This is a genomic window from Limibacter armeniacum, from assembly GCF_036880985.1.
Lineage (GTDB): Bacteria > Bacteroidota > Bacteroidia > Cytophagales > Flammeovirgaceae > Limibacter > Limibacter armeniacum.
In genome coordinates this window covers 2,807,245-2,833,942 of sequence record NZ_JBAJNO010000008.1, presented here as the reverse complement: position 1 = coordinate 2,833,942, position 26,698 = coordinate 2,807,245, and the positions used below count along the sequence as shown (strand labels likewise).

30 protein-coding genes are annotated in these 26,698 nt (G+C 43.3%); 28 read left to right on the top strand and 2 right to left on the bottom strand.

Annotated elements, in window-relative coordinates; genetic code table 11:
* Nucleotide 1: 1 nt before the first annotated feature.
* The 28 genes from V6R21_RS17585 to V6R21_RS17450 all read left to right on the top strand — a co-directional run bounded on the left by V6R21_RS17585 (nt 2) and on the right by V6R21_RS17450 (nt 24,449).
* Nucleotides 2–337 carry a hypothetical protein gene (locus V6R21_RS17585; RefSeq protein ID WP_334241741.1) on the top strand — a complete coding sequence of 112 codons (336 nt, stop codon included), beginning with the start codon at nt 2–4 and terminating at the stop codon, nt 335–337.
* The gene (locus V6R21_RS17580) at nt 328–705 is read left to right on the top strand and encodes a hypothetical protein (RefSeq protein WP_334241738.1); all 378 of its coding nucleotides are present in this window, start codon (nt 328–330) and stop codon (nt 703–705) included. The genes V6R21_RS17585 and V6R21_RS17580 overlap by 10 nt, the downstream gene beginning before the upstream one ends.
* On the top strand, nt 705–1,301 hold the full coding sequence (locus tag V6R21_RS17575) for a hypothetical protein (RefSeq protein ID WP_334241737.1): 597 nt from the start codon (nt 705–707) through the stop codon (nt 1,299–1,301). The genes V6R21_RS17580 and V6R21_RS17575 overlap by 1 nt, the downstream gene beginning before the upstream one ends.
* Nucleotides 1,302–1,303: 2 nt before the next feature.
* Nucleotides 1,304–1,798, top strand: coding sequence for a hypothetical protein (locus V6R21_RS17570; RefSeq protein ID WP_334241735.1), 495 nt, complete (start codon nt 1,304–1,306; stop codon nt 1,796–1,798).
* Nucleotides 1,791–2,129: a hypothetical protein gene (locus tag V6R21_RS17565; protein ID WP_334241733.1), complete on the top strand. Its 339-nt coding sequence runs from the start codon at nt 1,791–1,793 to the stop codon at nt 2,127–2,129. Before V6R21_RS17570 ends, V6R21_RS17565 begins: the two co-directional genes overlap by 8 nt.
* Nucleotides 2,130–2,147: 18 nt before the next feature.
* Nucleotides 2,148–2,309 (top strand): hypothetical protein, encoded by a 162-nt coding sequence (locus tag V6R21_RS17560; RefSeq protein WP_334241731.1) that lies wholly within the window; start codon nt 2,148–2,150, stop codon nt 2,307–2,309.
* 64 nt (nt 2,310–2,373) lie between these two features.
* Complete coding sequence (locus tag V6R21_RS17555; protein WP_334241729.1) at nt 2,374–3,051, top strand: hypothetical protein; 678 nt, start codon at nt 2,374–2,376, stop codon at nt 3,049–3,051.
* Nucleotides 3,036–3,233 (top strand): hypothetical protein, encoded by a 198-nt coding sequence (locus V6R21_RS17550; RefSeq protein ID WP_334241726.1) that lies wholly within the window; start codon nt 3,036–3,038, stop codon nt 3,231–3,233. The genes V6R21_RS17555 and V6R21_RS17550 overlap by 16 nt, the downstream gene beginning before the upstream one ends.
* 666 nt (nt 3,234–3,899) lie before the next feature.
* Complete coding sequence (locus tag V6R21_RS17545) at nt 3,900–4,361, top strand: hypothetical protein (RefSeq protein WP_334241724.1); 462 nt, start codon at nt 3,900–3,902, stop codon at nt 4,359–4,361.
* Between the two features lie 11 nt (nt 4,362–4,372).
* Nucleotides 4,373–7,207, top strand: a complete 2,835-nt coding sequence (locus V6R21_RS17540) for a hypothetical protein (RefSeq protein WP_334241723.1) — start codon at nt 4,373–4,375, stop codon at nt 7,205–7,207.
* Nucleotides 7,208–7,328: 121 nt separating this feature from the next.
* Nucleotides 7,329–8,609, top strand: a complete 1,281-nt coding sequence (locus tag V6R21_RS17535; protein WP_334241721.1) for a S49 family peptidase — start codon at nt 7,329–7,331, stop codon at nt 8,607–8,609.
* Nucleotides 8,610–8,636: 27 nt separating this feature from the next.
* A complete protein-coding gene (locus V6R21_RS17530; protein WP_334241718.1) occupies nt 8,637–9,623 on the top strand; it encodes a hypothetical protein in 987 nt (328 codons plus the stop codon).
* A gap of 84 nt (nt 9,624–9,707) precedes the next feature.
* Nucleotides 9,708–10,280 carry a hypothetical protein gene (locus V6R21_RS17525; protein WP_334241717.1) on the top strand — a complete coding sequence of 191 codons (573 nt, stop codon included), beginning with the start codon at nt 9,708–9,710 and terminating at the stop codon, nt 10,278–10,280.
* Nucleotides 10,280–11,020: a hypothetical protein gene (locus V6R21_RS17520; protein ID WP_334241714.1), complete on the top strand. Its 741-nt coding sequence runs from the start codon at nt 10,280–10,282 to the stop codon at nt 11,018–11,020. The genes V6R21_RS17525 and V6R21_RS17520 overlap by 1 nt, the downstream gene beginning before the upstream one ends.
* Nucleotides 11,017–11,634, top strand: a complete 618-nt coding sequence (locus V6R21_RS17515; RefSeq protein ID WP_334241712.1) for a hypothetical protein — start codon at nt 11,017–11,019, stop codon at nt 11,632–11,634. The genes V6R21_RS17520 and V6R21_RS17515 overlap by 4 nt, the downstream gene beginning before the upstream one ends.
* Nucleotides 11,609–13,264, top strand: coding sequence for a hypothetical protein (locus V6R21_RS17510; protein ID WP_334241710.1), 1,656 nt, complete (start codon nt 11,609–11,611; stop codon nt 13,262–13,264). The genes V6R21_RS17515 and V6R21_RS17510 overlap by 26 nt, the downstream gene beginning before the upstream one ends.
* A gap of 173 nt (nt 13,265–13,437) precedes the next feature.
* Nucleotides 13,438–13,692 (top strand): hypothetical protein, encoded by a 255-nt coding sequence (locus V6R21_RS17505; protein ID WP_334241707.1) that lies wholly within the window; start codon nt 13,438–13,440, stop codon nt 13,690–13,692.
* On the top strand, nt 13,692–14,996 hold the full coding sequence (locus tag V6R21_RS17500; RefSeq protein WP_334241705.1) for a hypothetical protein: 1,305 nt from the start codon (nt 13,692–13,694) through the stop codon (nt 14,994–14,996). The genes V6R21_RS17505 and V6R21_RS17500 overlap by 1 nt, the downstream gene beginning before the upstream one ends.
* A gap of 1 nt (nt 14,997) precedes the next feature.
* Nucleotides 14,998–15,975 (top strand): DUF6712 family protein, encoded by a 978-nt coding sequence (locus V6R21_RS17495; RefSeq protein ID WP_334241703.1) that lies wholly within the window; start codon nt 14,998–15,000, stop codon nt 15,973–15,975.
* Nucleotide 15,976: 1 nt separating this feature from the next.
* Nucleotides 15,977–16,282: a hypothetical protein gene (locus V6R21_RS17490; protein WP_334241701.1), complete on the top strand. Its 306-nt coding sequence runs from the start codon at nt 15,977–15,979 to the stop codon at nt 16,280–16,282.
* Between the two features lie 230 nt (nt 16,283–16,512).
* Nucleotides 16,513–16,956 carry a DUF5675 family protein gene (locus V6R21_RS17485; protein ID WP_334241700.1) on the top strand — a complete coding sequence of 148 codons (444 nt, stop codon included), beginning with the start codon at nt 16,513–16,515 and terminating at the stop codon, nt 16,954–16,956.
* Nucleotides 16,957–17,002: 46 nt separating this feature from the next.
* Nucleotides 17,003–17,776, top strand: a complete 774-nt coding sequence (locus tag V6R21_RS17480) for a hypothetical protein (RefSeq protein ID WP_334241698.1) — start codon at nt 17,003–17,005, stop codon at nt 17,774–17,776.
* On the top strand, nt 17,773–18,288 hold the full coding sequence (locus tag V6R21_RS17475; RefSeq protein WP_334241696.1) for a hypothetical protein: 516 nt from the start codon (nt 17,773–17,775) through the stop codon (nt 18,286–18,288). Before V6R21_RS17480 ends, V6R21_RS17475 begins: the two co-directional genes overlap by 4 nt.
* Nucleotides 18,281–18,763, top strand: a complete 483-nt coding sequence (locus V6R21_RS17470) for a hypothetical protein (protein WP_334241694.1) — start codon at nt 18,281–18,283, stop codon at nt 18,761–18,763. Before V6R21_RS17475 ends, V6R21_RS17470 begins: the two co-directional genes overlap by 8 nt.
* Nucleotides 18,763–18,975 carry a hypothetical protein gene (locus V6R21_RS17465; RefSeq protein WP_334241692.1) on the top strand — a complete coding sequence of 71 codons (213 nt, stop codon included), beginning with the start codon at nt 18,763–18,765 and terminating at the stop codon, nt 18,973–18,975. Before V6R21_RS17470 ends, V6R21_RS17465 begins: the two co-directional genes overlap by 1 nt.
* Nucleotides 18,965–21,469, top strand: coding sequence for a phage tail tape measure protein (locus V6R21_RS17460; RefSeq protein ID WP_334241690.1), 2,505 nt, complete (start codon nt 18,965–18,967; stop codon nt 21,467–21,469). The genes V6R21_RS17465 and V6R21_RS17460 overlap by 11 nt, the downstream gene beginning before the upstream one ends.
* Nucleotides 21,466–22,539, top strand: a complete 1,074-nt coding sequence (locus V6R21_RS17455; protein WP_334241688.1) for a hypothetical protein — start codon at nt 21,466–21,468, stop codon at nt 22,537–22,539. The genes V6R21_RS17460 and V6R21_RS17455 overlap by 4 nt, the downstream gene beginning before the upstream one ends.
* Complete coding sequence (locus V6R21_RS17450; protein ID WP_334241686.1) at nt 22,536–24,449, top strand: hypothetical protein; 1,914 nt, start codon at nt 22,536–22,538, stop codon at nt 24,447–24,449. The genes V6R21_RS17455 and V6R21_RS17450 overlap by 4 nt, the downstream gene beginning before the upstream one ends.
* A 56-nt stretch (nt 24,450–24,505) precedes the next feature.
* Here the strand turns inward: V6R21_RS17450 and V6R21_RS17445 are convergent, their stop codons facing one another.
* Nucleotides 24,506–25,087: a hypothetical protein gene (locus tag V6R21_RS17445; RefSeq protein ID WP_334241683.1), complete on the bottom strand. Its 582-nt coding sequence runs from the start codon at nt 25,085–25,087 to the stop codon at nt 24,506–24,508.
* A gap of 132 nt (nt 25,088–25,219) precedes the next feature.
* Complete coding sequence (locus V6R21_RS17440; protein WP_334241681.1) at nt 25,220–26,380, bottom strand: site-specific integrase; 1,161 nt, start codon at nt 26,378–26,380, stop codon at nt 25,220–25,222.
* Between the last annotated feature and the right edge of the window lie 318 nt (nt 26,381–26,698).

Here is a 26,698-nt window from a genome sequence, read left to right as displayed (position 1 = left end):
TATGATAACGATTCAAAGTGAAGACCTCGAACTAATATTCAAGGCTACAAAAGCAGCACTGGAGTACAGAGCCAACCTAGGTAAACTCAATAATTATCCGGATGAATTAAAGCCAGACTTCGACTGCTTCAGTGATTGCTTGAACTGGTACCATGATATGTTACAGGATCAAAAGTCAAAGAAATCTGAACAAATCAGACTTGCTCAGATGATGGGAGAAACCGATCCAAAAGTATATGAGGATAAGCAACTGGAATACCAGCTGATGCACCAGGAATATATGAGGATAAGAAACATTATCAGCTATCTAAACAAAGAAGGAGTAGCATGGACCTAAACAAAAACCTCAACCATATACAGCAACTGGCTGAAGGGCATAAACGGACAGATACCATCAACCCATTTGACCATGCTTGGCAGGTAACGGAATGGAAAGATCAGAACTGTCTGAAATGCCGAAAATGCCTATCAGCTCACCACCCGAAATATGAGCTGCCATTGCTGAAAGAGAGTATCCAACTGGTGAAAACAGGTCAGGAGTGTATCGGGAAACTGGCACTTGAAATCATCTTTTACCAGGATACTATCCCCATTGAAGTGGCTGAAATGATGGGCATTGCTCAAAACCTAAACGATACATGCAAAGCATTTGAGCCATTGACGAAACATGAGAAAAAAGATCCTAACCAACTAAACTTATTCTGATGCATATCCTAGACTATTACGAACCTAAGTTCAAAAAACCTGAAGGTGTAACCGAAGCAATAATCAACAAGGTTCACCGCTTCGAGACAGCCTTATATATCGCGCTGGCTTATTACCGCAGCTTTGCCAGTGGCAACCAAGCAATGAAGCTCAAGTACAAAAACTTCGAGAGGAAAGCCGAAAGCTTTATCACGCTGTATGAAATGCCTAACAGCCCTGAGTTTGACCTGCTGGACAAAAAGACCGATGAGATATTCCCATACGTCGAATCGCTTTCCGGCAGCGATGAGTATCACTTCAGACTTATGGTATCAGTGGCCAGCAGCTATTTTGAGGAATACAAAAACGTGATGTTTCAAAATGCCCGAGCCATAACCAAAGAAGAATGGGAAAAACGAATCAAACGAGCAATCAATAGACAAGCTAAACGCAAGATGGAAAAGCAGATGAAGCAGGACATTTCAAATGCAGGTCTGGGACTTTCCACTTTCTCTCGCATGATGCAAAAAATCAGCTTAGACCTTCCTGAGCAGATCAAAAGCGTCAGACGCTATATGGACAATAACATCATTGTAGAACTTGAACCCGAAGTATAACCATGGCAACGATTTATTATATCACAGAAAAGAAAACCGAGACAGGTAAGAAGTTTCAGGAACTGGAAAGAAGAATGGAACAAGCTTATGATGATCAAATTGATTTCTGTTTTAAGTACAACATTAAACATTACCGTCCTGATGACTTTGCAGCTCAAGGAGGTTTTTCCTCTGTAACCTTTGATAAGGATGTTGAGGTGGATACCAAGGTTTGGAAGAACGTCTATAATTCTAGTCATGAATGGATGCCAAAACTGAACACCAAATTAGGTAAGACGATACAAAAAGAAATGGATGAATGTCTTCTAATAGGTAGAAAAGAGCTGAATCAATGCGTCGGTTATAAAGGCTTTCCTAATCATATAGGATACTCATTTAGAAATAAAAAATACTATGGTTTTATGGTCAGCGATACATTTAAGTTTGACCCTCCAAAAGACTGTAAAGAAATCACATTCACTGAGTACAAACACCTTTTCATTAATAATAATGAGTAGTTCTAATGGAATAATTCTAAGCATTGAGTTAGGCTTTCTTTTCATGTTGATAGCCTTGGTCATTTTTCTAAATATAGATGATGCTAAAAAACTAAAAGAGTCTAAAAAACATCATCGAGAAATAAGAAACCATATCGATCAAGAAAAATTCAAACTTGAAATCTTCGAAAATAATATCATAAAGCTTATGAAAAAGCCAAAAGGTCATACTCATTACTATAAAGAGGTTGGTGTTTTTTATGATATGGATGAAGCTATAGAAGCAAAAGTCAATGCTGAGTTTAAACGTGATCAAAGAGATGGATCAGGGACTCCCACATCTTATTATTAATCAATAACCCCTAAAACCATGGCCCTTATAAAAGTAATGCTACTCTACTTTATTGTCTTGGCTTTCGTCTCACTACTGGGAAGCTTATTAGACAAGAAGAAAGGAAGTCAAAATATATGGTCATACGATGATGATGATGACGATTATTACTATGACAGTGATGATGATGATTCTGAATAAACTCGTGCATTTTTCACCTAACGGGAGGGACTTCTCACCCCTCCCATTTTAACTACAAAAATCAATGGCAAAATCAACTCGGCTTACTCAGTTTATACACAATGCCTATATCAGAGTAAAATCAAAAGACTTTAAAGAAGAAGAACATTGTCAATATCACAATATACTAAGGGCAAGCTCTGACCTGGGAAAAGCAGCTGAAGCTGCAAACCTCAACAAAAAAGCATATATCAAACATTACATTAACAGTTTAACTCTTGTGAATTTTGTAAATCCAGAAACGTTCAACTTCCATATTCAGACATTTTACCCAATCTTTATCAAAGACACTTTTGAGGATAAATTAGCAAGTTCTTTTCTTTGGATTTGTGATTGGATTAGCAACAATGAAGGGAAGCTAATGATCAGTACCATTGGCTATGTGTATGAAAAGAACCTGGCAGGAAAACAACCTACATTCAAAAGTATAGAACATGCCCTGGTATATGCCGAAAAAAAGGTACTAGCACTTGATCCGGAAGGACCAGGAACAACACGAGAATATCAGGCAGGTGCAGCGTTAGCCGCAATTATGCAAGTGGCCAACTACAAAGGCGTGGACTTGTTTCTTCATGCAGGATGGAGATTGGCATTTAATCGAACTAGACCAGTTGATAGACCAAAAAAAACCATGCAATGTTGGTATTGTGAAGACAAACTATACGTGGATGGTAAGACGTGCCCTAAATGTATGGACAACTAAACCTGTTTATGATGGAAAGAAATATTAATTACACCGCCATTATTGGTTTTATCTGTCTGATATGTGTGATGGTGCTGCTCCTACTCCCGGCTATTATCGACTTCAATAAAGACATAAAAGATACGGTTGCAGGAAAATCTTATAAATGGCAGGAAGAATATGCATTGGATAGTCTGGATTGATTATCAACAAAACAACAGATCAACAGCCTTTGGATTCCCAAAGGCTTTTTTATGCCTGAAAAAAAACGAATCGAAAAAAAAATAGGGATAATACAATAACTAAAGATTTAGTTCTCAGTAAAACTCAGCGAAGTTGAAAATAGTGTTGATTTTGTTGATTTGTTGATAATGGTATATAAAAAACTAACTATCAATAACTTACACAATCAACAAAATTTTTAAAAATGTTGATAATCAACAAAAGTGTTGATCAGCTAAGGAGAGAATTAGTCAGGTTTTTTAAAGTATTTTAACAAAACACACCAAAAAGGGTCAAAAACCGATCAACAAACAACATGCTGTTGATCAGATTTACCAAAAATGTTGATCTTATAACTCATTGATAAACTAACACTTAACATAGACTATCAACAAATCAACAAAATCAACACTTTTTCCCAACTCTCCACGGAGCCACTAAATCACTGAAATTTCGTATTTGGTCAGAATTATGGGAATAGTACAAAATCTGACATATCCAAGATTTTGACCATGTACATTTGTCCTATTTTATGTACATTTGTCCTATTAGAAAGGTCTATAACGGACAAATGTATATCCCAATCAACCCCTCTTACACTACCCATTATCCAGCTTATTTTTTTGTGGAAATCAAATCCATGACCTATGTCAATGAGGTTAAGCCCTACAGTACTTTTGCTGGATAATTACCTGTACAAGTTTTTGAAGAAGCGCAACAAGCAGAAACGGCTTCGCATCAATCCTAATTTATGTATCGGTCAGAAAGGACCTGACCGTAAACGTATGCTCCATATGCTGGAGCAAGCAGAGAAGTACAACCGTGTGCATGTACTGATGCACAACCCTACACTATCCAGACGGTACCGCCTCCAACGACTGATCAAGGAATGGTTTTGCAAAGAAATGCTGGACTTTGTGCTCTACAATGCCAAGCGTAACCATGGCCATAATGTGCTTTTGATCATCAGTGAGTTTTTGGAGCTTCACCAAATCTCTGAAGATGACCTCCAGCGTGAAACAGCCTACAAGACTTGGCAACGCTCAAACCACAAAAAAGAGCTGGATCATTTTCTCGCCACCAATACAAATGATGATATACTTTTCTAATTGATAACAACATGACAACCTACTCAGGACAAACCAATATTGGCGGACTGGCCAAGATCCAGTACGTACTGGAAGAGGAAATAGCCTCCTTTCCCGAACAAATAGGTGCCAAGCTGGATGGTGATATAGAGCTGTATCCTACCAAGGTGTGGAAGGAAATCTACTTCACGCAGGAAAGCGGCTCACTGACAGTTAAGGAAAACCAAAGTAGCCAGGGAGAATACTTTGATACGGCACTTTCTTTCCAGCTCCCAAAGGTGCGGGAGATTGTAACCACCGAGCTAAGCGAGATAATAGGGAAAGAGTTGATCCTGCTTTGTGAGTATCAGAACGGAGACGTAAGAGCCGTTGGCACCAAGGAGCTTCCAGCCCGGATCACCTATGATGACGGATCAGGCGCTCAAACTGCTGACAAAAACGGGTACCGCCTATCTTGCCGTTATCAGTCAGCTTGTGATATTCCATTCTATGAGGGAGCCACCGAAACAGAAGTCAAGATACCAGACCTTATTGTAGAGAGTGGCAACCCTGAAGCACTACTGGTACAGGGCACCAACAATTATGAATGGGTACATGATCCGGATGCAGGACTTTCCTATCTGTATTTGGAAGATGGTAAAAGCTCCGTATCAGGATTTCAGTTTTGTGATGCACTGATTTCGGGTGATGTAGACCTGAGCGATGCCGGATGGACCAACCTTGTTTACTTATGTTTGAAGAATGCCAATAACCTGAACCTGACTTTGGGTGATTGGATTAAGCAGCAAGATGTTACGGTAGATGTTACCAATGCCATACTCCAAAAGGATAAGCTTTTGTCAATACTGGAACAGGTCGATAACATTGGCAGTAATCAGACCTTTACAGGACGTACCTTTAAGATTGGCGTACTGGTAGATGAGTTTGGGTTTGAGTCTTCAGCACAAGGGTTTCCGCTTATTCCTGGAGAGGAACCAGACCAATCATGTATTGACCTGATGGAAAAGCTGGGCGGAGAGAACTTTGACGGCAACGGGGAAGGCTGGACATTTACGACCGCTACTTTTGGCCTTGTGAAAGTGAAGATGAAGAAAGGGTATTTTGATCTGCGTAACCGTTTTTCTCAGAATTCAGGAGAAGGGCTGATCATTGTCCGGGGACCATACAACAATGTGTTTATCAATGCCACTGGTATGGAATCGTACTATGGTTTGGAGGGATCGATTGTGGAATTTTACCATACGGAACCTGATAGCCTGATAGAGCTTGATATGAAAAAGCTAAGCATCTATAATGTAGATTTTACTGATGCGGCAAATGCTTCTACAGCCACCTATGACCTTTCACTTAACCGTATTGCAGCTGTCTATCTGGACGTGTTCAATGAGCTGTTGCAGGAAGCTGGCAGTCAGATGACCATCAAGCTATGGAGCCACTGGTTTTACCTGAGCTTCTTTGGGGATGACAACTATATAGAGCAGGTACTGAAAAACCCACTGCGGGAAAGGCTGCAATGTGCCAATGTCTTTTTTGAAAAGGATAGCGGATATCAAAGCGACCAAGGGGCATCAAGCAGTATTACCCGATATGCTATTAATGATGATGGTGATATGATGGTATTGGCGGTAGCCAGTGTAAATGATGATCCTAATAACTATCAGGATATAAGCATCAACAATTCAGAATTTGGCAATGATGCCATCAAGGGGACATTTAAAGCATTGTATGCAAGGTTTGGAGACTTTTTCACTATCAATGATCAAACAAATCTGGAGGAAATCATCTTCAAGGAGTCAATTATTGGAGATGAGGTAAATGGCGGAAGACAGTTTATAGCCAACAATAATGCGAATTTACGCCTGATAGACGGTAGTGACTCAAAGTTATCTGTACTTCAGGGCAATGCCTATTTCAGGTTATGGTACAATCCTAAACTGGAAAGGATCTCATTTGCAGATACAGCACTGGTAAGGTTCTATGCAAGGGACAATGATATATTGCAGGAGATTGATATGCCTATCAATTACACAGATGATCGTACTATAGAGCTGAGAATCAACAACCACCCATTACTGGAGAAGGTGAAATCAATACAAACTACCTATGCAGGTGGGTACCAAAACAACAATGGTGTATGTATTGTATCCAACAATCCATTACTGGCAACCATTGGTAATACAGTTGGTACGGCTGACTTTAGTGGGCTTGATTTTGATGTGGATATCAGTGATCCTTCGGATACTGGATACCCTCAGTTTAGCCTGTCGCAAATGGCTTGTGATACTTTGCTATTCTCTAACACTACCAACTTGGGTAAAGGTGACTTTGTGATTTCTTATTTGCCTAACCTTACAGGGGTACTGGACCTGTCAAACGTCAGGATACATAACGAGTTTGGTAATGGGTACCTCTATCTTTTTGAATTGCCATTGGTGACTGGCGTAACACCATTCAAGGCAGGTAGTTACTCAGTAAGGTCTCAGATCCTGTTCAGGAATATGGACTCCATGCCTGATAACTTTGATTATGATTTTGCCAATGTCGAGTTCGGCTTCAGGAGTTACAATTTCTTTTTCAATATAGAGGGTAAAATAAGGAACATGCTTAATGTGAATGGAGAACTGAGAAGACTCAACTACAGGGGAAATGGTATGAGTGGTGTCTTGGATTGGTCGGGTTGTCAGTGGGTGTCCCGCTATAACGATGATGGGAACTCCAATGCAAACTATATCATTACGGAAGGGGATTTGGAAATAACGGTAGCAGATACCAGCGATGTTGTTGCCGATGACTTTACCGTAATCAAAAACAGTGGCGGTACCTTTACTGTCAAGAATGTAAGTGGAACAACACTGGCCACTATATAACAAGAAAGCCTCCCATCACCGGGAGGCTTTTTCACCTTTCTATTGAACAACTTTTTGTCCTACGGGAAAACATCTCCTATCCTGTTATTGCTTCAAAATCGAATCACCGAACTGAAGCGCAATGAATACAGCACTTATTTCTACCATACTTAATAGCGTCTGGGCTATTAATCAAGACTCTGTCAAAGGATTTGTACCACTGATCAACTCCATATTGTCCGGACGTAGTTTCTGGGAAGGAAAAGACCTTGCTCAGCTTCGGGAAGCGCACCGCTCCAACACGATGAATTATACTGTTGCCTCCAGTGGAGTAAGTAAGCAGAGAAGATTCGGGGTTGTCAAGATCCATGGTGTTGTCATGAAGAATGACCAACAGTGTGGCCCTGAGGGGACCATTACCAAATCAAAACAAATTATTGCCTTTGATAATGATCCGGATATTGACGCTATCCTGTTGGATATTGACTCTCCAGGTGGTCAGGCTGATGGTACACAAACATTGGTAGATACAATCCGAAATACCCGTAAACCTGTTGCTGCTTTTGTCAGTGATGGAATGGCCGCTTCTGCTGCTATGTGGATTGCCAGTGCAGCAGATGAGATTATTAGCTCACATGATACCAACCTGATCGGCTCTATTGGTGCAATGATGAATTATGTAGATGACCGTGAGTATTGGGAAAGTTTGGGCGTAAAGTTCAATAGTATTTACGCTGATGATGCCTCAGAAAAAAACAGTGAGTACAGGGCATTGATGGAAGGTAACACTGAACCATATAAGCAAAAAATCCTGAACCCACTTAACAATGCCTTTGTGAACGGTATCAAGAAAAACCGACGTGGAAAGTTGAAGCTAAATCATAAGACCTTGTTCAAAGGAGCCATTTTCACCAGCAGCGAAGCATTGGAAGTTGGTCTGATCGATGCCATTGGAGATGAAAACTTTGCACTCAAAAGGTTATCCGCACTTACAGATAAATCAAATTCTTCAAAAAAGACCAATACCAAAATGTCAAATATCACCACCAACAAATGGGCACGCACTTTTGCAGCTTTAAACGCTACTGAGCTTGACGCTACAGAAGAGGGCGTTGTGCTTAACAACGAACAGATGGATACCATCGAGCAGTCTTTGGCTGCATCAGAAGCGGTACAAACGCAGCTTGAAACTGCCAATGCCAATTTGGAAACAGCCAACTCTGATCTTTCAGCAGCTAACGAAAATATAGCTACGCTTGAGGCTCGTATCCAGGAGCTGGAAAAGAGTCCGTCCGCAAGCAGTACGCAACCAGCTACTGGCAATAGCGACAACGACAGCAGCCCATCTACTGACGCTGAAGCCGCTCACTTTTCTACTGTCGGAAAACAAAGACAGGAGCGTATCGCCAGAATGAGAAAATAATCCTTCACCTTCTAACATTTCATAGAAATGCCTGACGCTATTAATATTGAAGCATTACAGCAATACTGTGAGGAATTTCAGCGAGAGCTGATTACCATCCCCACCACTTCCATGGATGACATTTTCAATCACTTTAATGTCTTGCCAGGAATCAAGGACCGTTATGTTCTTTCCACGCTGCAACTTGAAAAGCTCCTAAAACCTTACGGTAAGGATTGGTCTAAAAAAGCCAATGTGGGTGCCATCAAGCCAAGGACCTTGCAGGTACAGATTGGTGAGGTCAACTTGGAAGAAAACCCATTGGAATACCGTAAGTCATGGTTAGCCATGCTTATGAAAAAGGGTGTCGATGCAAGTGACCATCCTTTTGAGAAAGAATTTTTTGAGCAGATTCTCGCTACTGTAGGTCATGAACTGAATATGGATGTCCTGTTTAATGGCATCTATAACAGTGCTGGTACCGATGCGGTGGATGTGAATAATGGCTTCTTTAAGATCATCACGGATGAGCTTGCCATTGGCGCGCAATCAGCGATAGACAATGCTGGTGATGCAACAGAAGGTTTTGACCTTACAAGAGGTAACGTCATTGCTACAGGTGCAATCACTTCAGCGGATGCACTAACGAAGCTTAAAGACATGTACCGTCAAATTGACGATGCCTTCAGAAGCAGACCTGTTAAGATGTACATGAGTTACAATGTTTACGATAAATATTGTGACGATTACAAAGCCGAGACTGGTGCAAATCCATACAATACCAAGTATGAGCAAACCTACTTGGAAGGCTCAGCGGGTATGTGTGAGATTGTTCCTTTGGCTGGAATGGGTACCTCTCAACGTGTGATCATTTCTCCTGAATGGAATATGTGTGTGGGTATTGACGGTGAATCTGACCAGGAGAAAATCGAGGTAATGAAGACCAACCCTAAAACGTTGGCCATCTTCCTTGCGCTTGCCTTTGGTGTTCAGTTTGCCACCCTAGATGCGGTTTGGATCAACGACCAAGCCTAACCAATAAAGGTCTGATTGATAACGCCAATCAGACCTATTCTCTCACTTCTTACAAATCATATCAATCATGTTAGAAGATGTTTTATGGAACGATGGCGAGCCAAACCCTGGGGACTGGAACAGATCCTTGCCATTGCCAAACTTGAAGATATTGTAACGCTTCCTGTTCCTGTATCTGACGAACCTGCTTATGTAGATAACCTGCTGTCAGATTTGGTGACGATCACGGGAGATATTGTATTCGCCAATACTGTAGGGTTCACGCGTGTCTATGGAACCATTGAGACATTGAAGCTTGATGGGGAATCTCAGGGTGAGTTTGACGGCATGTCAAAATTGAACTCCATAGAGTTTTTGCATCCGGGTTCCAAAGGGGAAATGCTTGGTTTTGACCAGTACACGCAGAATGGCAACTTCATTATCCTTGTGCGTGAAATGGATGGCCAAACACGTATGCTTGGACATCGTGGCTATCCGGCCAAGCGTGTATCTGGTGGAGTTGCTACAACTGGTGCTGCTTCAGCAGATCGAAGAGGTAATACATTCAATTTCCAATCAGCTCGAAAAGGTCCTGCACCTATTTTTATGGGTACTGTAAAGTTGTCTGATGACAGCGTGCAAGATCCATTCACGGGCGTAATCACTCCTGGCGTATAATGAAAGACATCAAAAAGTATTTGGAACAAAAGACACCCTCCTATGAGGCGGGTGTCAGACTATACCTGAAGTACGGCAAGAACCGTAACCTTGTAGCCCTATTCCAAAGAGGAAAGACAGACTACAATGTCCGGAAGCTTAACTCTGTACTGAAGTACATGTACCTGAAGTATGAGCAGGACACAAACAGTAAAAAGGCTCAGGAAGAAAAGGTAAAGCAGGAAAACCAGCCTATTAAACTTGAAGCTGCTGAAGAAACTACAGCAGAGCAGGAAGCTGAAGATACTGAAGCTCCAGCTGAGCAGGAAGCTGAGGAAGTTGATTTCAAGGAAGGCTTAACCGAGCTGACCGAACCTGATGACCGGGTGGATGAGGCAAGCTTGGAACCGCTGTACAAGGAAAGAAGGGCTTTGTATGATGAGTTCAATTTCCTGTTCCATAACAAGCTAAACGCTCAGACTCATATCGAGGAACGAAAGGAAGCCGCTCTCAGGTGCAAGGAGATTGCTATCAAGATACTTCCTGAAGTGCATAACAAACTTGATGCAGCCAAGAACGGGGAAAAGGTAGTGCCAACGCCTGAGCCTACAACTCTATCTGAGGAAGAGCAGGAAGAGGTTAAAAAGAAAATCGTGCATGCTCAGAAGATGATTAGCAAATACAGAAAAGATGATAGCAAGGCCCATTTAGTTGAGAAGTGGGAAGATACCCTTGCTGAACTGAAAGCATCCATCGCGTGAAAAGAAAATTAGGAGGTTACTACAAAAAACTGCTGAATGATAAAGGCAACCTGTTGGACAGGATCAAAGCCAACAGCATTGATGAGTCTGTAGAATTGAGCGCCAAAGAACAGGCTGCTTCAATCCGGATACGTGCTGCATGGTCGATGTTATTGTCTGGACAGAAAAAATCCAATGTAGTAATCTCCTTAATGGATGAGTTCGGTATCTGTGAAAGTCAGGCATACAAGGACTGCAAGGCAGCATATAGGCTTTATGGAAATTTGAATATAGCTGAGAAGGAAGGTCTAAGGGCTATTCATTATGAATTGGCCATGGATGCTTTCAGGATAGCGGCTAAAGCAAAGGATGTAGAGTTTATGCTCCGAGCCAATGAGCAGATGATTAAGCTCTCAAGGCTTGAACAGGCTGACGGTGCTGTACCTGATTTGCCAACACATCAATACTTGATCCAGCTAATTTCAAATGGTGAGGTAATCGATATTGACTTTGAGGACCTTTCCAGCCTTCCTAAGCAAAAACATCAAATGGTGGTTGATGCAATGGAGGAAATGGAAGTAAGTAGGGAAGAAATGAAAATGATACTCGATGGCAAAGAAAAAGAAGAAGAATGATCTTGTAATAAAGCAGCTGAAATTCAATAAACCTCAGCTTCGATACATGATTCACAAGTTTGCTTCTTCAATATCTATTTGGGGAAGGGGAACAGGTAAGTCTTCATTGATTGCATGGCTGATGCACTTGATTGTACAGCTTATGCCTCGCTCAAAGTGGATGCTTGTTGGCAGGACCTACAGTGCCATTTTAAGTAAGACACTTCCCTCTACGGTAGCTTCACTGGAACGGATTGGCTATATCAAGGACTATCATTTTTTCATTGGCCGGAAGGCTCCAAAGCTTTGGGACTGGGATGAGCCTTACGAACCGCCAGCCAAGTATGACAACTGTATTTATTTCTATACCGGGACAATCTTTCAATTTGTATCTCAAGATGGCAATAGTAGTTCTGCAAGGGGTGTCAACTCTGATGGAATTATAGCCGATGAAGGGTTGGAGCTTGACAAGGATAAGTTTGATAAGGAAGTCTCAGCCACCAACCGTGGTAACCTTGACTATTTTAAGCATATCCCTTTACACCATGGTGTTTTCATTTTTAGCTCCATGCCTTATATGAACCAAGCGGATTGGTTGCTGGAATATGGAAGTTATTACAAGGATGATTATCAGACGGATATCATCGACATCAGAAATGAAATTGTTGATCTACAGATAGACTTCCTGCAATCAAAAGAGCAGGAACAAAGGCTGCTGATTTGGGAGGATATCAAGAAGCTTAACAAGCTACTAAAGTACTTCCCTTCCAAAAAAGGGATGTTCTATTCTGAAGCTTCAGCGTTTGACAATATCCAGAACCTTGGCTTTAAATATATAGAGCAGCAATTCAGGGATTTACCGCTATTCATTTTCATGATTGAAATGCTGAATAAAAGACCAGGGAAAGTTGAGGGTGGCTTCTATCCTATGCTGAGTGACAGGTTACACACCTATGTAGCAGAGTCCAACTTCAGTTATCTGGAAAAACTGGGCTACAACCTTGAAGCACTCAGCAAACGAGATAGCCGATTTGATACGGATGTAGACCCAAACAAACCGCTGATCATTTCAGTGGACTGGGGTTCTATAGTATCAACACTACCAGTGTCACAGCAGCATGGACGGGAGATGCGAACAGTCAATGCTTTGTATGTGAAGCATCCGAAACTGACCTATGACCTGGCTAATGATTTTGGAGACTATTACCTCGCGCACCTCAAAAAGGAAGTGACATTCATTGAAGATCATTGGGGCAATACAAAATCGCCAGGATCAAAGACGACTATGAATGATGACTTTGTAGCGCAACTGAGAAAAAGAGGCTGGCGAATAAAACGAATCAATCTTGGCAGACCTGCACTACAATCAGAGAAGTATCAGATTGCTCACAAGATTTTTGCAGGCAACCATGAGCGTATTGACCGCTGGACCTTCAACCGTGAAAACTGTAAATGGCTATTGCTATCTATGATGCAGGCCAAAGTCAAGGAAGGACGCAAAGGCGAAATACAGAAGGACAAGAGCAGGGAGCGGAACGCAAGTGTTGACCAACGAACCACTACCCACTTTTCAGACTCATGGGATTTGCAGGCAGTGGCCGTCAATAAAGGAAAGATCACACCAGGTAGTTCTTTCGTGCCGAATGGCTAAAAAAAATTCTGTACTGGGATTTTCGAAATATCTACTCTAACAATATCAATAAGGCGGTTTTTCAATTTCTAAAACCTTTAAAATTCTATTTAAAGACAAAGTTGACCCCGCCGCGCACTGTTGCAAAAACTTCACCCTAAAGGTGAAAAATATGGTATATGACAGTTCACCCTATGGAAAATACAATCACTAGAACGCACGCAATAGAGATGATGAGGAAAGAAGGAGCAGTCTTTTCCATCACATTTGTCACTGCTGACAGCAACCGTAACCGTGGGGGTGAAATAGTTCACCTTTCGGATTGCCAGTTGCAGGGTATCAGCCATGTACATGGGAATCGCAGGGTGAAGACCAAAGCCGGGAAGATCCGAGAGTTCTGCATTTTCCTGATGACACATTTTAATGATCACCGAGTAATCCCTAGCTAATGAGCGCACAGAGCATATATATCAGTGAGAACGGAGCTGCTGCTTACATCGGTGGTGGTGTCAATGCATTGGTCAAGACCAACATTGGTCCAACCTCCAAGACTTCCAGCAGCAGTTCATCAGGTAATACAGAGATAGCACACTGGGGAAAGAACAACCTCAGACCACAAGAGATGTACGAGGATGTAAGCCGCTCAACAATACTCAAACGGACATTGGAGTGGAAAGCCAAGGCCCTATATGCTGGCGGTATGGTGTACGGTGTCACTGAGATAGATGATAAGGGCAACGAGACGTTTATCCGCAAGCAGGACAAGGAAGTGGAGGAATGGCTCAAGAGAACCAACTTCAAGCGTATGTACCTGTTCCCTGCTTGCCTGGACTACTTCTATTACCATACAGTGTTCCCTGAATTGATCATGGGTAATGGCCGTAATAAGATAGCCAACATCAACCGCATCAAAGCAGCATGGTGCAGATGGGGCCTGATAAAGAGTGGCCCACTCAAGAAATGCTATATCAATCCGGACTGGAAAGCAGCCAAGGAAGAAGACCAGACCATTGTTGATGTCATCAATGTAGAGTATGACCCTATACAATCGGTAAAAGATAGTAAAGCAGATAAGCTGATCTATCCCCTATCATTCCCGGCAATCGATGAGGAATACTATCCGCTCCCTGCATGGGATACCGTCCGTAAGTCCGGTTGGTACGAAGTAGCCATGGGTATTCCTGAGTTCAAGAAAGCTGCACTCAAGAATCAGCTAACACCCGCATTCCATATAGAAATAGCTAAATGGTGGTGGGAGGACAAGTACGAAGAATGGGGCACCATGTCAACCAGTGAAAAGGTAGCTACAGTAAAGAAAGAAATGGAATGGTTTACTGAAACCATGACTGGTACTGATAATGCCATGAAAGCCATCATGACTGCTACAGATGATGACGGAATGGGTAACATCCGAAAGGGTTGGACCATTACCCCAATTGACAATAAGCTGAAAGACGGTGCCTATATCGAGGATTCGCAGGAAGCCAGCTCACACACCCTATTCGCAGCAGGAGTTCACCCAACGCTTATTGGTAGTACACCAGGAAAGCAGATGGGTAACGCTGGCGGCTCGGAGCAACGAGTAGCTTTCAACAACTACATCCTCACTTCTCAGCCTGACCAGGATATCATCTTGGAGCCGGTGCAGTTCATATTCGACTACAATGGGTGGGAGTATGAAGTGAAATTCAAAAACAGCCTGATTAACAAGCTTGACTCAGGCGCTGAAGTAACCGAGAAAACCAATAGCTAATATGTTAATCTCTACACCTGAAGAACTGGCCAACAATCTTGACAACGTCAAGGATGACTTTGATATCGACCTGATAAAACCTGCCATCCGCAGGACAGAGCGCAAGCATATCATTCCAGTGATCAGCAAGGCATTGTATGACCGCATCAATGACAAGTACGAAGCCGACCCTGCTACACTGACAGATATTGAGCAGGAGCTATTGGACGAGATCCAGTCAGCACTCGCTAACCTGGCATTTGCCAGTTACATGACAAGTGGCCAATTGGATATCTCAGAGTCTGGTTTCCATATCAACCAAAGCGAGACGCAAAAAACTGCATGGCCTTGGCAGATTGCCAACCTCAAGAAACAGTTGTTGCAAACAGGTTTTGAAGGGATCGATATGTTACTGGAGTTTCTCGAAACAAACAAGGCAGACTTTCCGGAATGGGTAGCCTCAAATGCCTACACCATCAACAAGGAGCACTTTGTCAATACTATCGACCAGTTCCAGCTATACTATAACCTACACGGTTCACGGACTACATTCCGTAGTATGTCTTCCGTTATCCGCAAGGTGGAAGACTTCAACATCCAAGCCGAATTAGGCAAGGACTTCTACGATGAGCTAAAAGCCGAAATCAAAACAGGCAACGTCTCAGCCGACAACCAGACGCTGATTGACATGCTGGTTCCGGCAGTAGTACTGCTGTCATCAGCAACAGCCATCCGTGAGTTTGTGGTCATCATCACAGACAATGGCATCCGATCATTTGACAGCTACGAGGGAGCAGCCGAAAAAGAGAAAATGGCAAGCATGAGCGACATTGACATGACCAGCCAGAACCTTGAAAACGACGGGGGAGCATACCTCAAAAAGGCTATCGATTATTTAAAGGAGAAAGCATCAGACACCCTGTATGCCACCTTCTTTAATTCAGATAAATACAGCAATGAAAAAGAATGTCGGGACCCACACACCAAAATGTACTACTGATATGATTGAAGAAGCCAAACTCGCAACCGAAGCAGGAAGCACTTTTATTCAAAAAGCCAAGCAGCAGCCATTCATTGTAGTGCTGCTCATAGCAATACTTTTTATCTCCTATTTCGTCAACTGGATTCAGTTCAATGACTTCAAGGAAATCGCCATTCGTAGCGTCATTGCGATCGAGCAGAACACAGCCGCTATGAAAACAATTACCGACTCAAGCAAGGAAGATCAACAGGATATGGAGGATGGAATGAATCGGGAGTTTCAAGTAATCAATAAAAAGCTCGACCTGCTTATAGGTCAAAAATAATTCTTCACCTAAAAACCATTGACTAATGTCAGACATCATCCAAAAACGGAAAAAGCGCAAAAGTATCGCTATCACCATCTTATCATTATTGACCTTGGCAGGAACCTTCTTTGGGATCACCAAATACACAGGCCCTATCGTAGGCGCTGGTCAGGAGATCATCAAGAACATTCCAGACACGCCAGCTAATTATCAGGAACCCGTCGAAATCGACACAATCGCAATGATCTATGAGCAACTACAAAGCCACCCTGACAAGGATCAAGGGCAATTCCAAACAGACCGAGGGCATCTTTTCGCTCTACAACAACAGGCAGAAACTGTTCGAATGCCGCAGTTTAGAATTACCATGGCTCAACAATCAGCAGAACATATCCTGCATCCCGACTGGGACTTACCACTGTACACTCAGGACTACGGGCAAATACAAGAACAGAGCCTTTCATGTCACAGAGAAAAACGGTCAGGAAGTGAAAGGGAGATCAGGAATACTGATCCATTCCGGCACCTACAACAGCCATACAAAGGGTTGCGTCTTGCTGGGACTGGATCTATCCTCAGACCTCAATGCTGACGGGCAACTCGATGTTACCTACTCAGCCGCAGCCATTGAGCTACTGGTAAAACTGGCCATCACCTATGGCATGGAATCTTTTGATTTGACAGTCAACTAATAACCAAAAAGCCGCTCGCCATTGGGCGTGCGGCTTTCTTTCGCTTATGATCGAGGCAACAATAGGAAAGTACAAAAGGAACATAGCTGAAAACTGGAACGAGCTTACCCCAAAGCAGGTACGCCAAATCGCCAACGTATTCCATTCAGCCAAAAGCCATAAGGAGGCAAAAGTCAAGATGCTCAGAATACTTTTGGACGTTCCTTTCAGCACCTTCAAGCTGCTGACCAATGTCCAAATCATCAACATTTGGGACTGTACAGATTTCATATTCAATGAAACCCGGCTAACACAAAACCCCTATCCTGAACTTTCACTCGGTACCCTAAGAGGCACCAAACTGATCGGACCAAATGACAAGCTGAACAATATCAACCTGCTCGAATTTGCAGCAGCAGACAGCTACTATATCAAGTTTTGCGAAAACCCCGACAAGTACATCAGCTTCTTATACAAGATGGTAGCCGTCCTTTGGCGACCCGCAACCGCAACGCCAACCGAAACAGACAAGCGGATACCCTTTTCAGAACCAAGTGTCCAGCAGAGAGCCGACCTGATCCGCAAACACATCAAGCCCGACCAGCTGACCGCTATCAGGATATTTTACTACGGTTGCCGAAAGATGCTCAATGGCAGGTACAAGAATGTATTTGAAGGCGGTGAAAAAATCAAAGGAAAGTCATACGGATGGCTGGAACTGATCAACGGCATGGCTGGCGATAAGTTTGGAGACTGGCAAGCCACCTGCAACACCCTATTGCATACCGCTTTTATCAGCTTGGATATTGATATGCGAAACCAAAAGAACCTGAAGAAATGAGACACGGAGACTATATCACCATGATGAAGCAAATGCAGGAAGCCCATATTGACTTAAAAGGTTATGCCCGCATCATCACAGGAGCCGACCCCATCCAATCCGCCATGGACATTGAAAGTTTCTTGGTAGCCAAAGGCAAAAAGCGGCAAAGTCAACAGCTCCCACTGCTGATGGTCGAAACCACCGAAACGGGATACCTCGACAACGGAGCAGACAACCACCTACGGGACAGTGCAGCAGGTTTTTTTATCCTGGATAAAGCCACCACTGACGACGAAAAAGATGAGGCCATTTCAATAGCAGAAGTCATTGCAGAGGATTGTATCGGATATATCAAAAAACACCTGCTCGACAACCGAGCAAAGTACTTTATGAGCATTCAGGATTTGCGGATCGAAAAGATAGGCAACCTCGCCAGCCAATACTATGGCGTATACGTCAGCTTCCTGTTCCGAACCAACAGCACCACTGACCTGAAGTACAAACCAGAAAAATTCACAGCCAATGGCTAAAGCACTATCCAACGTCAAGCTGGTCGCACTCCTACTCGATGAGCTTTTTGACAAGTACCGTCTTGAGTTCCGGAACCTCAACATTGGCGACACTGGAGAGTTAGCCCGATCCATTAACCGCCACATTCTGGCCAACCCTCAGATGGTCAAAAGCATCAAGATATCATACCTCAGACGGGGTATGTATGTCGATCAGGGAACAGGACGGGGACTGAAGTTCAGCGAAGGAGCAGCCGCAAACTGGAAAAGAAAGCGGTTTGGCAAAAAGAAGATCAATACCGGAAAGTCTTATTACAAACGCAGAAGAATGATGCAAGCTGCAAACAAACAGACGCAGCTAAGGAAACCAAAACCATGGTTCACAACACATACAGCTTGGTTCTATAGAAGGCTGATGGAACGCACACTCGAAAACTCAAGCGACAGAGCTATTGAAGAACTGCTGGAAGCAATTCCACGAATGATCGAACTGTAATGGAAAAGAAAATAAGGAAAGTGCTAATTGTTGGAGCACCGCCAATGCTTGGAACCTTGGCATCTAAAATACTTAGAGCTGAAAAGAGCCTAGTTGTAGCTAAGCATGATTTAGCAAAACTACCTATAGGTTCAAGCGAGTTCCACCATAAAAAAGAAAGGATTAAAGCAGCTTCATTACTTCTAAAGCATATCAAAGACAATGGCATCTAATACAGATAAACGGACCGTCGAGATTATCATGAACGGCAAAAAAGCCGAGGCTAGCATGAAAGAGATGAAAGCCGCTGCTGCTGTTCTGAATAAGCAACTCGAAAAGATGCCGACCAATACCAAAGAGTTCGCTGATAAATCAAAGGAACTCAAAAAGGTAAGGACCCGGCTCGGTGAAGTAAGCAAGGAAGCACGCTCCAACAACCAAAACATGTCCATGATGGCCAAAGCCCAACCGCAGATTTTCAGCATGGCAAAAGCTGGATGGGCGGCAGTGGCGGCAGGTATCGGTTTGGCAGCCTCCGAGCTTCAGAGAATCATAGCCGAATACGCAAAGCTCAACCGAGTAACCCAACGTTATTCCGAGCTGCAAGGTGATGCCCTACATCAGGCTACAGGTCAGGCGAAAGCCTTGGCTGATACCTTTGACGCTGATGTAAACGAGGTACTAAGGGCATCCAACACCCTTGCAAAAACCTATGGCATGACCTTTCAGGACTCTTTGGAGATGATCAAGAAAGGCTACCTCCAAGGAGCAGACGCAAGCGGGGATTTCCTCAGCAAAATCAACGAATATACTCCTGTAATGAAACAGGCGAATATTCAAGCGGAGGACTTTGTAAAGCTGATGGTACAGGAAGAAAAAGGTACCATATTCGACGACAAGCTAATTGATGCGGTCAAAACATTTGCTGAACAGATAAGAGAATTAACACCAGCAGCAAAAGCAGCATTGGCACCATTGGGCGACGCATTCAATGAGGATGTAATCCAAAGGATCAACAGCGGCAAAGAATCCATGATCGACATATTCCAGGACATTATCCGGAAGGCTCGTGAGATGGGACTCAATGCCCAACAAACCCAAACCCTGATTGCAGATTTGGGAGGTGGCCCGCTGGAAGACTTGGGAGGATTGGAGAACGCATTCAACAACATTGATGCGGCCATGAAATCCAACCTCGACACATTGGATGACCTAGGAGAAAAGCAAAAGGAACAGGTCGATTATGCCGAAAAGATCAACACCGAATACGCTCGACTGTCAGCCAACACCAAAGACCTGGTAGAAGGGACAAAGAACTTTTTCAATGTCGTACTGGCTGAATCGCTTTCACTGCTAAACCGCATCATTGAGAGTTATGATACACTCGATGAAAGGATCGCCAAGAACCTGAAAAACATCAAGGATGCCACCACTGAGGACTTACCTCAGATGATTTCAGACAGTGAAAAAGAACTCACAAAGCTGGTCAAAAAACAGGAAGACCTTAATTCATTGATTGACGGTGGTCCCGGTGCCATGTCCGACGCATCCTATGAAAGTCTGCTCAGAAAATTAAGGGAAACCACCTTGCAGGTAGATACGCTCAAACAAAAGCTGGTAGACCTTAGAGCAGAAGAAGCACTCAGAGCCAAGCAAGCCAATGACGCTGAATGGGCTGCTGACAGAGACAAGCAACTCGAAGCACAAAGACTGGCAGAAGAAAAAGCAAAGCAGGAAGCCGCTGCTGATGAACGTATCGCAGCAGAGGAAGCCAAGGAAGTAAATACAGAAGAGGTTTATGACCAAAACCTTGAGCTGATTGGCATTGAAGAACAACTGGCAGCCAAGAGCATTGATCTTGAAGTTCAAAAACAAAACCTGATCAATATCTTACGGGACCAAACACTCGACAAACATAAAAAGAGGATGGCCGCTCAAAAGGCGTATGATCAGATGATGTTTGACAATATCATGACAGGCACCAACCTGATAGCCAACTCACTTTCAAGTGTGGCCGAATACATTGATGAGTACTCCAAGTTTGGCAAAGCGGTTGCGGTTGCTGAAATCTTTGCCCAACAAGGTTCTGCCATTGCCAATGCGACAGCAGGTGCTATCAAGGCCGCAAAAGATAAAGGACCCGCATTCCCATATGTAGTTGGGGCCTATATCGCTACAGGTATTTCAGCAGCAATCACAGGTATAGGACAAGCCCTAAAAGCTGTCAACAAATCCAAGCCACCGGAAGCACCTAAATACAATTCGGGAGGAGGTGCAACCGTATCAGGCGGTACCACATATGCAGCAGGTGGAGCCACCTTCTATGACCAAGGCAGATGGTCCCCTATCCGAAGTGCCGGAACCTTTGCAGGTGGTGGCCATGTAGGAAGTGCACACTATGGCATCATTGGCGAACGTGGAGCCGAATGGGTAGCACCTAACTGGATGGTAGACTCTCCAAGTTATGGACCAATCATTGGCATGCTGGAGATGATCCGAGCCAACAAGTTTGCAGCAGGAGGCAGCACACAAGCCGCAACCCCACCACCATTGGATACAAGCATGTTCGAAAAACAGACCATGCTATTAGGAGCGGTAGTTCAAGAGCTACAAACCCAAAGGGAGCAACCGAAATATGCAAAGATCATCTGGACAAATGATGACACCACCAATAGCCGGGAAGAAGTTGAGAAGCAAGAAACAATTGAAAACTTCGTAAAAATATGAGGACTTATATCCAGCAACCAGTAGGGCTTTTGCCAAGCCTCAACCGCATACTGATGCACTTTTCTGATACGGAAGACGACTTCCTTTTTGTCAAGGTGGAAGACCTCGAATATGGCGAAATGTCCATCATTCAAAAGCTGGTCAGAAACAACCAGGAAGAATTTCTCTTTGACTTATCCGAACTGACAGATTCACAGCTCGAATTTATTTCCCCCAATCCGGAAAGTGTCAGCATCCAGTTTCTGCCATTTCACCTAAAGTACTTCAAGCTACAGGAAAGCACCGACGGTGTCACCTATACGGATGTAGTGGAATGGTCAGCCATCAAATCAAAGATCCAGTTCGCCAACATCAACCAGCAATACAGCAGTAGCCTATTTGCCGCACTGACAAGCCGAACCGTAAGCGAAACCGCCAACTACTTTGTAACAGTGGCAGGCTATCCCAATGATCCGGTAGAGTTCAAGATCATCTACGATGACGGCACTACCCATACCGAAACACAGCTATTGCCATCGCCCACTTACAACGATGTCGTGTTTTCGGCCATCAAGCAAAGAGCCTATCTGGTACCCGTGGGTTTTCCTCAGCAAGGTTATGCAGACAAGCAACCAGGGAAAGTGATCAGCCGGGTGGTCATCACCTTCAACAACGAGACCTTGACACTTTACCCATCCAGCAAAAAGAGTATCTACGAAGTGGAACTCCTGTATTGGGACCGCTATTCCGGCAACTTCGAAACCCTGATCGCCAAAGGGCAAAGCAGCAGCGAAAGCGAGTTCCAGCGAAACGACTATTCCATCTATGGGCCAAGCTACAGCACCACACTGGTAGACAATGGCATGGTGCAGAAAGTGGAAGAAAAGATGATGATGAAACTTCGTACAGGCTATTTCAAATCCAAAAGCGAGTTCCAGTCAGCACTCAATATCATGTCGGCCGAAAGGGTACTGGCCAAACTGTCAGACAAGTATGTAGAGGTAGCCATCACCGACAAGAAAATCAAAGGCCCACAAGATGGAGACACCCTTTACAGTTTTGAGTTTTCAATCGATATCCCAAACAGATGATCAGCATAACCGTCAGCGGTGAAGTACTGCCAGTAGACAAAGACACCAGCATCAACTTTGTGGTGGACTCAGACTATTTCAACCTCGAATACCTTTCCGGAACACATACCTACTCGTTTGTGATCCCCTATACCGGTGCCTCAAAAAAAGTGTTCGGCTTTGAGCATATGCCCGAAGTGTACAAGAACAACTTTATCAACACCTACGACTGCCAAATCAGCTTCAAAGGATTTACCCTTATATCCGGTAAGCTCATCCTGCAACGCTGTACCAGCAAAGGCTATGAGGTATTTGTCACCTCCAACACCTCCATACTCGCAGAAATCAAAGAGGTTACTTTGCCTGAGCTATTCAGCATCAAGATAATCGGTTACTTAGACCGCAACACCCAACTGGTACAGGAAGGCTACACACCCGTAGCAGACCTGTTTGCTTCAGATGACTTTCAGCAGATCCTCACCCGAACAAATGAGGATTCGGTCGTGTTTGACGATTCCGTATTCTGCATCTCAACTACCTACCTATTGGAGCAGCTATTTGCAGCACTTGGCTATGAGATGGAAATGATTCTCAGGTTTCCGGCAGAGCAGTACAAATCCGTAATGTGGTTTACAGACCACCCTAACAATGGGCTGTATTGGGATACCGCCTACGATATCGCACCACCAAGCCTAACAGTTTCTACATTCCTGAATGCCCTGGCTAGAAATTTCGGCATCTTCACATACTTTGATACCGTCCAAAACAAAGTAACCCTGATGGATATCCACTCATTGCCGGGCTACCTATACTATGAGAATAACTACGGGTTCAAGTACTTGGATGTCCTATCCATCGAGAGTTCCGAAAAAGGGCATATAGACAAGGTCTCATTTTCACACAATACCAAACAGGGAGACCCAAAACCAACCCTGAACGGAACGGTGGACACCTATCAGGATTTGCCACCTGTAAACTTTGCCAGTGGCGAGACCTACTATGTAAGAGCCAACACCAGCTGGTACAAGTCAATCGACCTGCTTTGGCAACCAATATTAGGATTTAACCGATATCCAAAAGAAGTAGTCTTTCGGGAAGGAGACCAGAAGATGGAGATCAACACAGGCGTTGACCCTGTTTATATGGTCAATAGAGGAAAGATAATCAAACAAAGCAGCTTTGATTTGGTCAGGCCAATAGAACCCACTAACACCCCTGGGTATTTAGGTGTACAAATTCGATACGATGATACCGACCCAAACAACGAGCCGTTGCCTGATATCGAAGACCTAATGGAAGTGGAGATCTATTACAAAGACAATAATGTAGAAGTACGCAGAAGAGGGCTTATCACATCCCATGCACGTACACACTCACAAGGTGAAGAGCATTTCCTGAATATAGGCACCAATATTCCATTGACATTTCCTATACAGGAAGAATTGGACGGGGAGTTTGAATTTGAGTTCACCTATGGGTTCCGCTACTTTCCCGAAATAACAGGCGATAAGTCTGGCAGGATTGGACACCTTAACCATAGCAACTTTCCCGACTATCAGCCAATAGATGATTACGAAGGGAACAACTACAACTATGTTACGGCTACCAACTACCAAACCAGTAACCCACAAATCAGGCTATCCAACAGGCAAGACAACCAAATACAGTACTCCCTGATTTGGGACGATGAGGAAGGACTATACGAGACTTTCCACAAAAGGGCCATGCTGTTTCTAGCCAACTGCAAACTGATCAAGATCAAGCCCAAAATGACCATTGCAGACATTATCAGCTACCAGCCATTTAGCTGGTACCAAACAAACAACTTCCATTACCTCCCAAAAAAGTTAACATATAAGTTAACCCATGACGGGATTAAGGATGTCAAGATGGAAGCAAGGGTGCCAAAAGAGGGAGCAGTTCTGGAGTAATAAAAAAGCCCTGGTCAAAGCTAGATTGACCAGGGCTTTTCAAACAGTAGGGTATATCAATTACCACTAAGCATCTTCTTTGCATCATTAACATCCTTGTTATGATCCACTTTTGAGTCTTTTAGCTTCAAATCAAAGTCTTTCTTTGACTCAATGTCTAAATACATATAGTAAAATAGAACACCTGATGTATAAGAAGTACCTCCCATAGTAATGGTAAAAACACGATTTCCATTAATATCATTATAGCATGCCATCAAATCCCCTTTACTAAGTGCTGGTGACTTGGCATATTCTTTTTCGTAGACTACCTCATATTTAAGCTCATTTTTAAATAAGGACATTAGTTTGAATAAGGCCGCCTCTGTTGCATCGTGATCTAATGCTGAATACATAGTAAATGTTTTAAGCTCTTTTTCTCCCGCACCATAGGCTTTGTTAGTTCCATTAACAATAAACTCAATCCCATTGAATTTCATTCTATGGAAAAAAGCAGATACAGGCACTTCCTTTATTGCACTCCTATACTCTTTTTTACTCATACCAGCCTTAAAGTCCCCAATCAAAGTGGTTCCTTTTTGAGCATAAAGACAGGTTGAAAAGATTAGGGTGATGGTTAGAATCAATATAGTTCTCATAAAAAAATTGGGCTATATGTTAAACGAAATTAAACAGGAGGGAAAATATAAAAAGTTCGGCTAGCAACCGAACTTTTTTGTGTTCAATTATTACGTTGGTCTTGTTGATATTCTTGCAGGTAGGATTATAGTTTAGGCACTCAAGATCAAATCAAGTTCAGCCTCGATACTGATCTGTAGCATGTCTAGGTAATAGGTATCAGTTGTTCGTTCAGACTTGTGGCCAAGCATGCGGGCAATGGTCTGCCTTCTTACCCCTTGCTGGTATTGTACCATGGAGAAAGTACGCCTTCCCACATGGGTAGTCAAATTCTTTCGAATACCCATTACCTCAGCCAGAATCTTAAGGTTCATATTATAGCCACTATTACCAATCTTAGGGAGCTTGTAATCGTAGCTGTTCAGGATTTTCATCGCAACCGAATCAATCGGGACGATAAACTCAACCTTTGACTTGACACGCTTCTTCTTGATGCAAGCCTGATTGCCGATATAGTGCAGATGCTTCTCATAGTCAAAGTCCATCAGGTCCGCATAGCTCAGCCCCGTACGGCAAGAAAATACCAGCAGGTCGGCAGTTCGCTGCAATCGCTTCCTGAAAAACTTCATCTTCGTAATCGCCTCCAGCTCATCGCTGCTTATGTACACCCGTTCAGCGTCTGTAGTTCTGGAATACTTAAGCCCCAGAAGTGGATTAACATACAAGTACCCCTTATCCACCGAAAAGGCAACTACCGCTTTCAGCTCCTCCACCAACTTTGCTATATAGTTGACACTATACTTATGCTTTCGCATCCAGTTGATAAAGGTATCAGCCCAAGGCCTTGTTACCTTGTTCACATCCATATCAGATGCGCCAGTTTCCTTCAAAAACTCCTGAAACCGCAAGCACCTCCGTTCAATATTGTAGAGGGTGTTCGCCTTAAGCACCTTGCCCTTCATCTTGATCCATTCTTTCCAGACACCTAGCAGACTTATGGACTTTATCTCTACAAACTTCTCCCAACGTTCACGCAATGTTACAGGCGTGATAGACATTCTAAATTTGCGCATCTCCAGATACACCATCTTGACCTCATTTCGGATAATAGCAAGTTCCTCGTTGTCTGCACTGGCGTGTTTGTGGTTGATCATATCCCCATTCCAATGCTTTTCCAAACAGCGGATACCTGTACTGAACGGTGTACCCCGATCACCATTCACTTCGATACGGGCATAGATCGTAACATAACCATTTGATGCTTTGCGTGCCAGGTACTGCACACTCATGGATCTTGAATTGTTTTTAATCATGATTGAAACAAAAAAATTGAGTTATTAAAAAAATAAATCTCAATCTATCCTAAAATGAAATCGCAAGTGTTACCAAGACTACCTCAAGTGTTACCGGGAGTGTTACCAAAACATGCAATAAATCCCTGTTACCACTAGTGTTACCAAAATTGTAAGGCATTGAATATCAAAAACATGGGAATAAAAAAACCGTAAAACACTGTACTTGCGTTTTACGGTAACTCCCTGATCATCAGTAATATTGCGTTTTTTAATTAATCCCGAAGGAATTGAACAATAGTAGCCTTAGGCGTAAGCCTGAGGTATAAGTAAATCATA

Bases quoted from the DNA above. Each gene is read 5' to 3' on its own strand.
- V6R21_RS17530 (WP_334241718.1), top strand. From the start codon at position 8,637: ATGCCTGACGCTATTAATATTGAAGCATTACAGCAATACTGTGAGGAA.
- V6R21_RS17440 (WP_334241681.1), bottom strand. From the start codon at position 26,380: ATGATTAAAAACAATTCAAGATCCATGAGTGTGCAGTACCTGGCACGC.
- V6R21_RS17545 (WP_334241724.1), top strand. From the start codon at position 3,900: ATGTCAATGAGGTTAAGCCCTACAGTACTTTTGCTGGATAATTACCTG.
- V6R21_RS17505 (WP_334241707.1), top strand. From the start codon at position 13,438: ATGGAAAATACAATCACTAGAACGCACGCAATAGAGATGATGAGGAAA.
- V6R21_RS17445 (WP_334241683.1), bottom strand. From the start codon at position 25,087: ATGAGAACTATATTGATTCTAACCATCACCCTAATCTTTTCAACCTGT.
- V6R21_RS17480 (WP_334241698.1), top strand. From the start codon at position 17,003: ATGATCGAGGCAACAATAGGAAAGTACAAAAGGAACATAGCTGAAAAC.
- V6R21_RS17580 (WP_334241738.1), top strand. From the start codon at position 328: ATGGACCTAAACAAAAACCTCAACCATATACAGCAACTGGCTGAAGGG.
- V6R21_RS17460 (WP_334241690.1), top strand. From the start codon at position 18,965: ATGGCATCTAATACAGATAAACGGACCGTCGAGATTATCATGAACGGC.
- V6R21_RS17490 (WP_334241701.1), top strand. From the start codon at position 15,977: ATGATTGAAGAAGCCAAACTCGCAACCGAAGCAGGAAGCACTTTTATT.
- V6R21_RS17560 (WP_334241731.1), top strand. From the start codon at position 2,148: ATGGCCCTTATAAAAGTAATGCTACTCTACTTTATTGTCTTGGCTTTC.
- V6R21_RS17455 (WP_334241688.1), top strand. From the start codon at position 21,466: ATGAGGACTTATATCCAGCAACCAGTAGGGCTTTTGCCAAGCCTCAAC.
- V6R21_RS17585 (WP_334241741.1), top strand. From the start codon at position 2: ATGATAACGATTCAAAGTGAAGACCTCGAACTAATATTCAAGGCTACA.
- V6R21_RS17525 (WP_334241717.1), top strand. From the start codon at position 9,708: ATGGAACGATGGCGAGCCAAACCCTGGGGACTGGAACAGATCCTTGCC.
- V6R21_RS17485 (WP_334241700.1), top strand. From the start codon at position 16,513: ATGAGCAACTACAAAGCCACCCTGACAAGGATCAAGGGCAATTCCAAA.
- V6R21_RS17500 (WP_334241705.1), top strand. From the start codon at position 13,692: ATGAGCGCACAGAGCATATATATCAGTGAGAACGGAGCTGCTGCTTAC.
- V6R21_RS17520 (WP_334241714.1), top strand. From the start codon at position 10,280: ATGAAAGACATCAAAAAGTATTTGGAACAAAAGACACCCTCCTATGAG.
- V6R21_RS17550 (WP_334241726.1), top strand. From the start codon at position 3,036: ATGTATGGACAACTAAACCTGTTTATGATGGAAAGAAATATTAATTAC.
- V6R21_RS17475 (WP_334241696.1), top strand. From the start codon at position 17,773: ATGAGACACGGAGACTATATCACCATGATGAAGCAAATGCAGGAAGCC.
- V6R21_RS17465 (WP_334241692.1), top strand. From the start codon at position 18,763: ATGGAAAAGAAAATAAGGAAAGTGCTAATTGTTGGAGCACCGCCAATG.
- V6R21_RS17470 (WP_334241694.1), top strand. From the start codon at position 18,281: ATGGCTAAAGCACTATCCAACGTCAAGCTGGTCGCACTCCTACTCGAT.
- V6R21_RS17450 (WP_334241686.1), top strand. From the start codon at position 22,536: ATGATCAGCATAACCGTCAGCGGTGAAGTACTGCCAGTAGACAAAGAC.
- V6R21_RS17570 (WP_334241735.1), top strand. From the start codon at position 1,304: ATGGCAACGATTTATTATATCACAGAAAAGAAAACCGAGACAGGTAAG.
- V6R21_RS17565 (WP_334241733.1), top strand. From the start codon at position 1,791: ATGAGTAGTTCTAATGGAATAATTCTAAGCATTGAGTTAGGCTTTCTT.
- V6R21_RS17535 (WP_334241721.1), top strand. From the start codon at position 7,329: ATGAATACAGCACTTATTTCTACCATACTTAATAGCGTCTGGGCTATT.
- V6R21_RS17495 (WP_334241703.1), top strand. From the start codon at position 14,998: ATGTTAATCTCTACACCTGAAGAACTGGCCAACAATCTTGACAACGTC.
- V6R21_RS17540 (WP_334241723.1), top strand. From the start codon at position 4,373: ATGACAACCTACTCAGGACAAACCAATATTGGCGGACTGGCCAAGATC.
- V6R21_RS17575 (WP_334241737.1), top strand. From the start codon at position 705: ATGCATATCCTAGACTATTACGAACCTAAGTTCAAAAAACCTGAAGGT.
- V6R21_RS17510 (WP_334241710.1), top strand. From the start codon at position 11,609: ATGGCAAAGAAAAAGAAGAAGAATGATCTTGTAATAAAGCAGCTGAAA.
- V6R21_RS17555 (WP_334241729.1), top strand. From the start codon at position 2,374: ATGGCAAAATCAACTCGGCTTACTCAGTTTATACACAATGCCTATATC.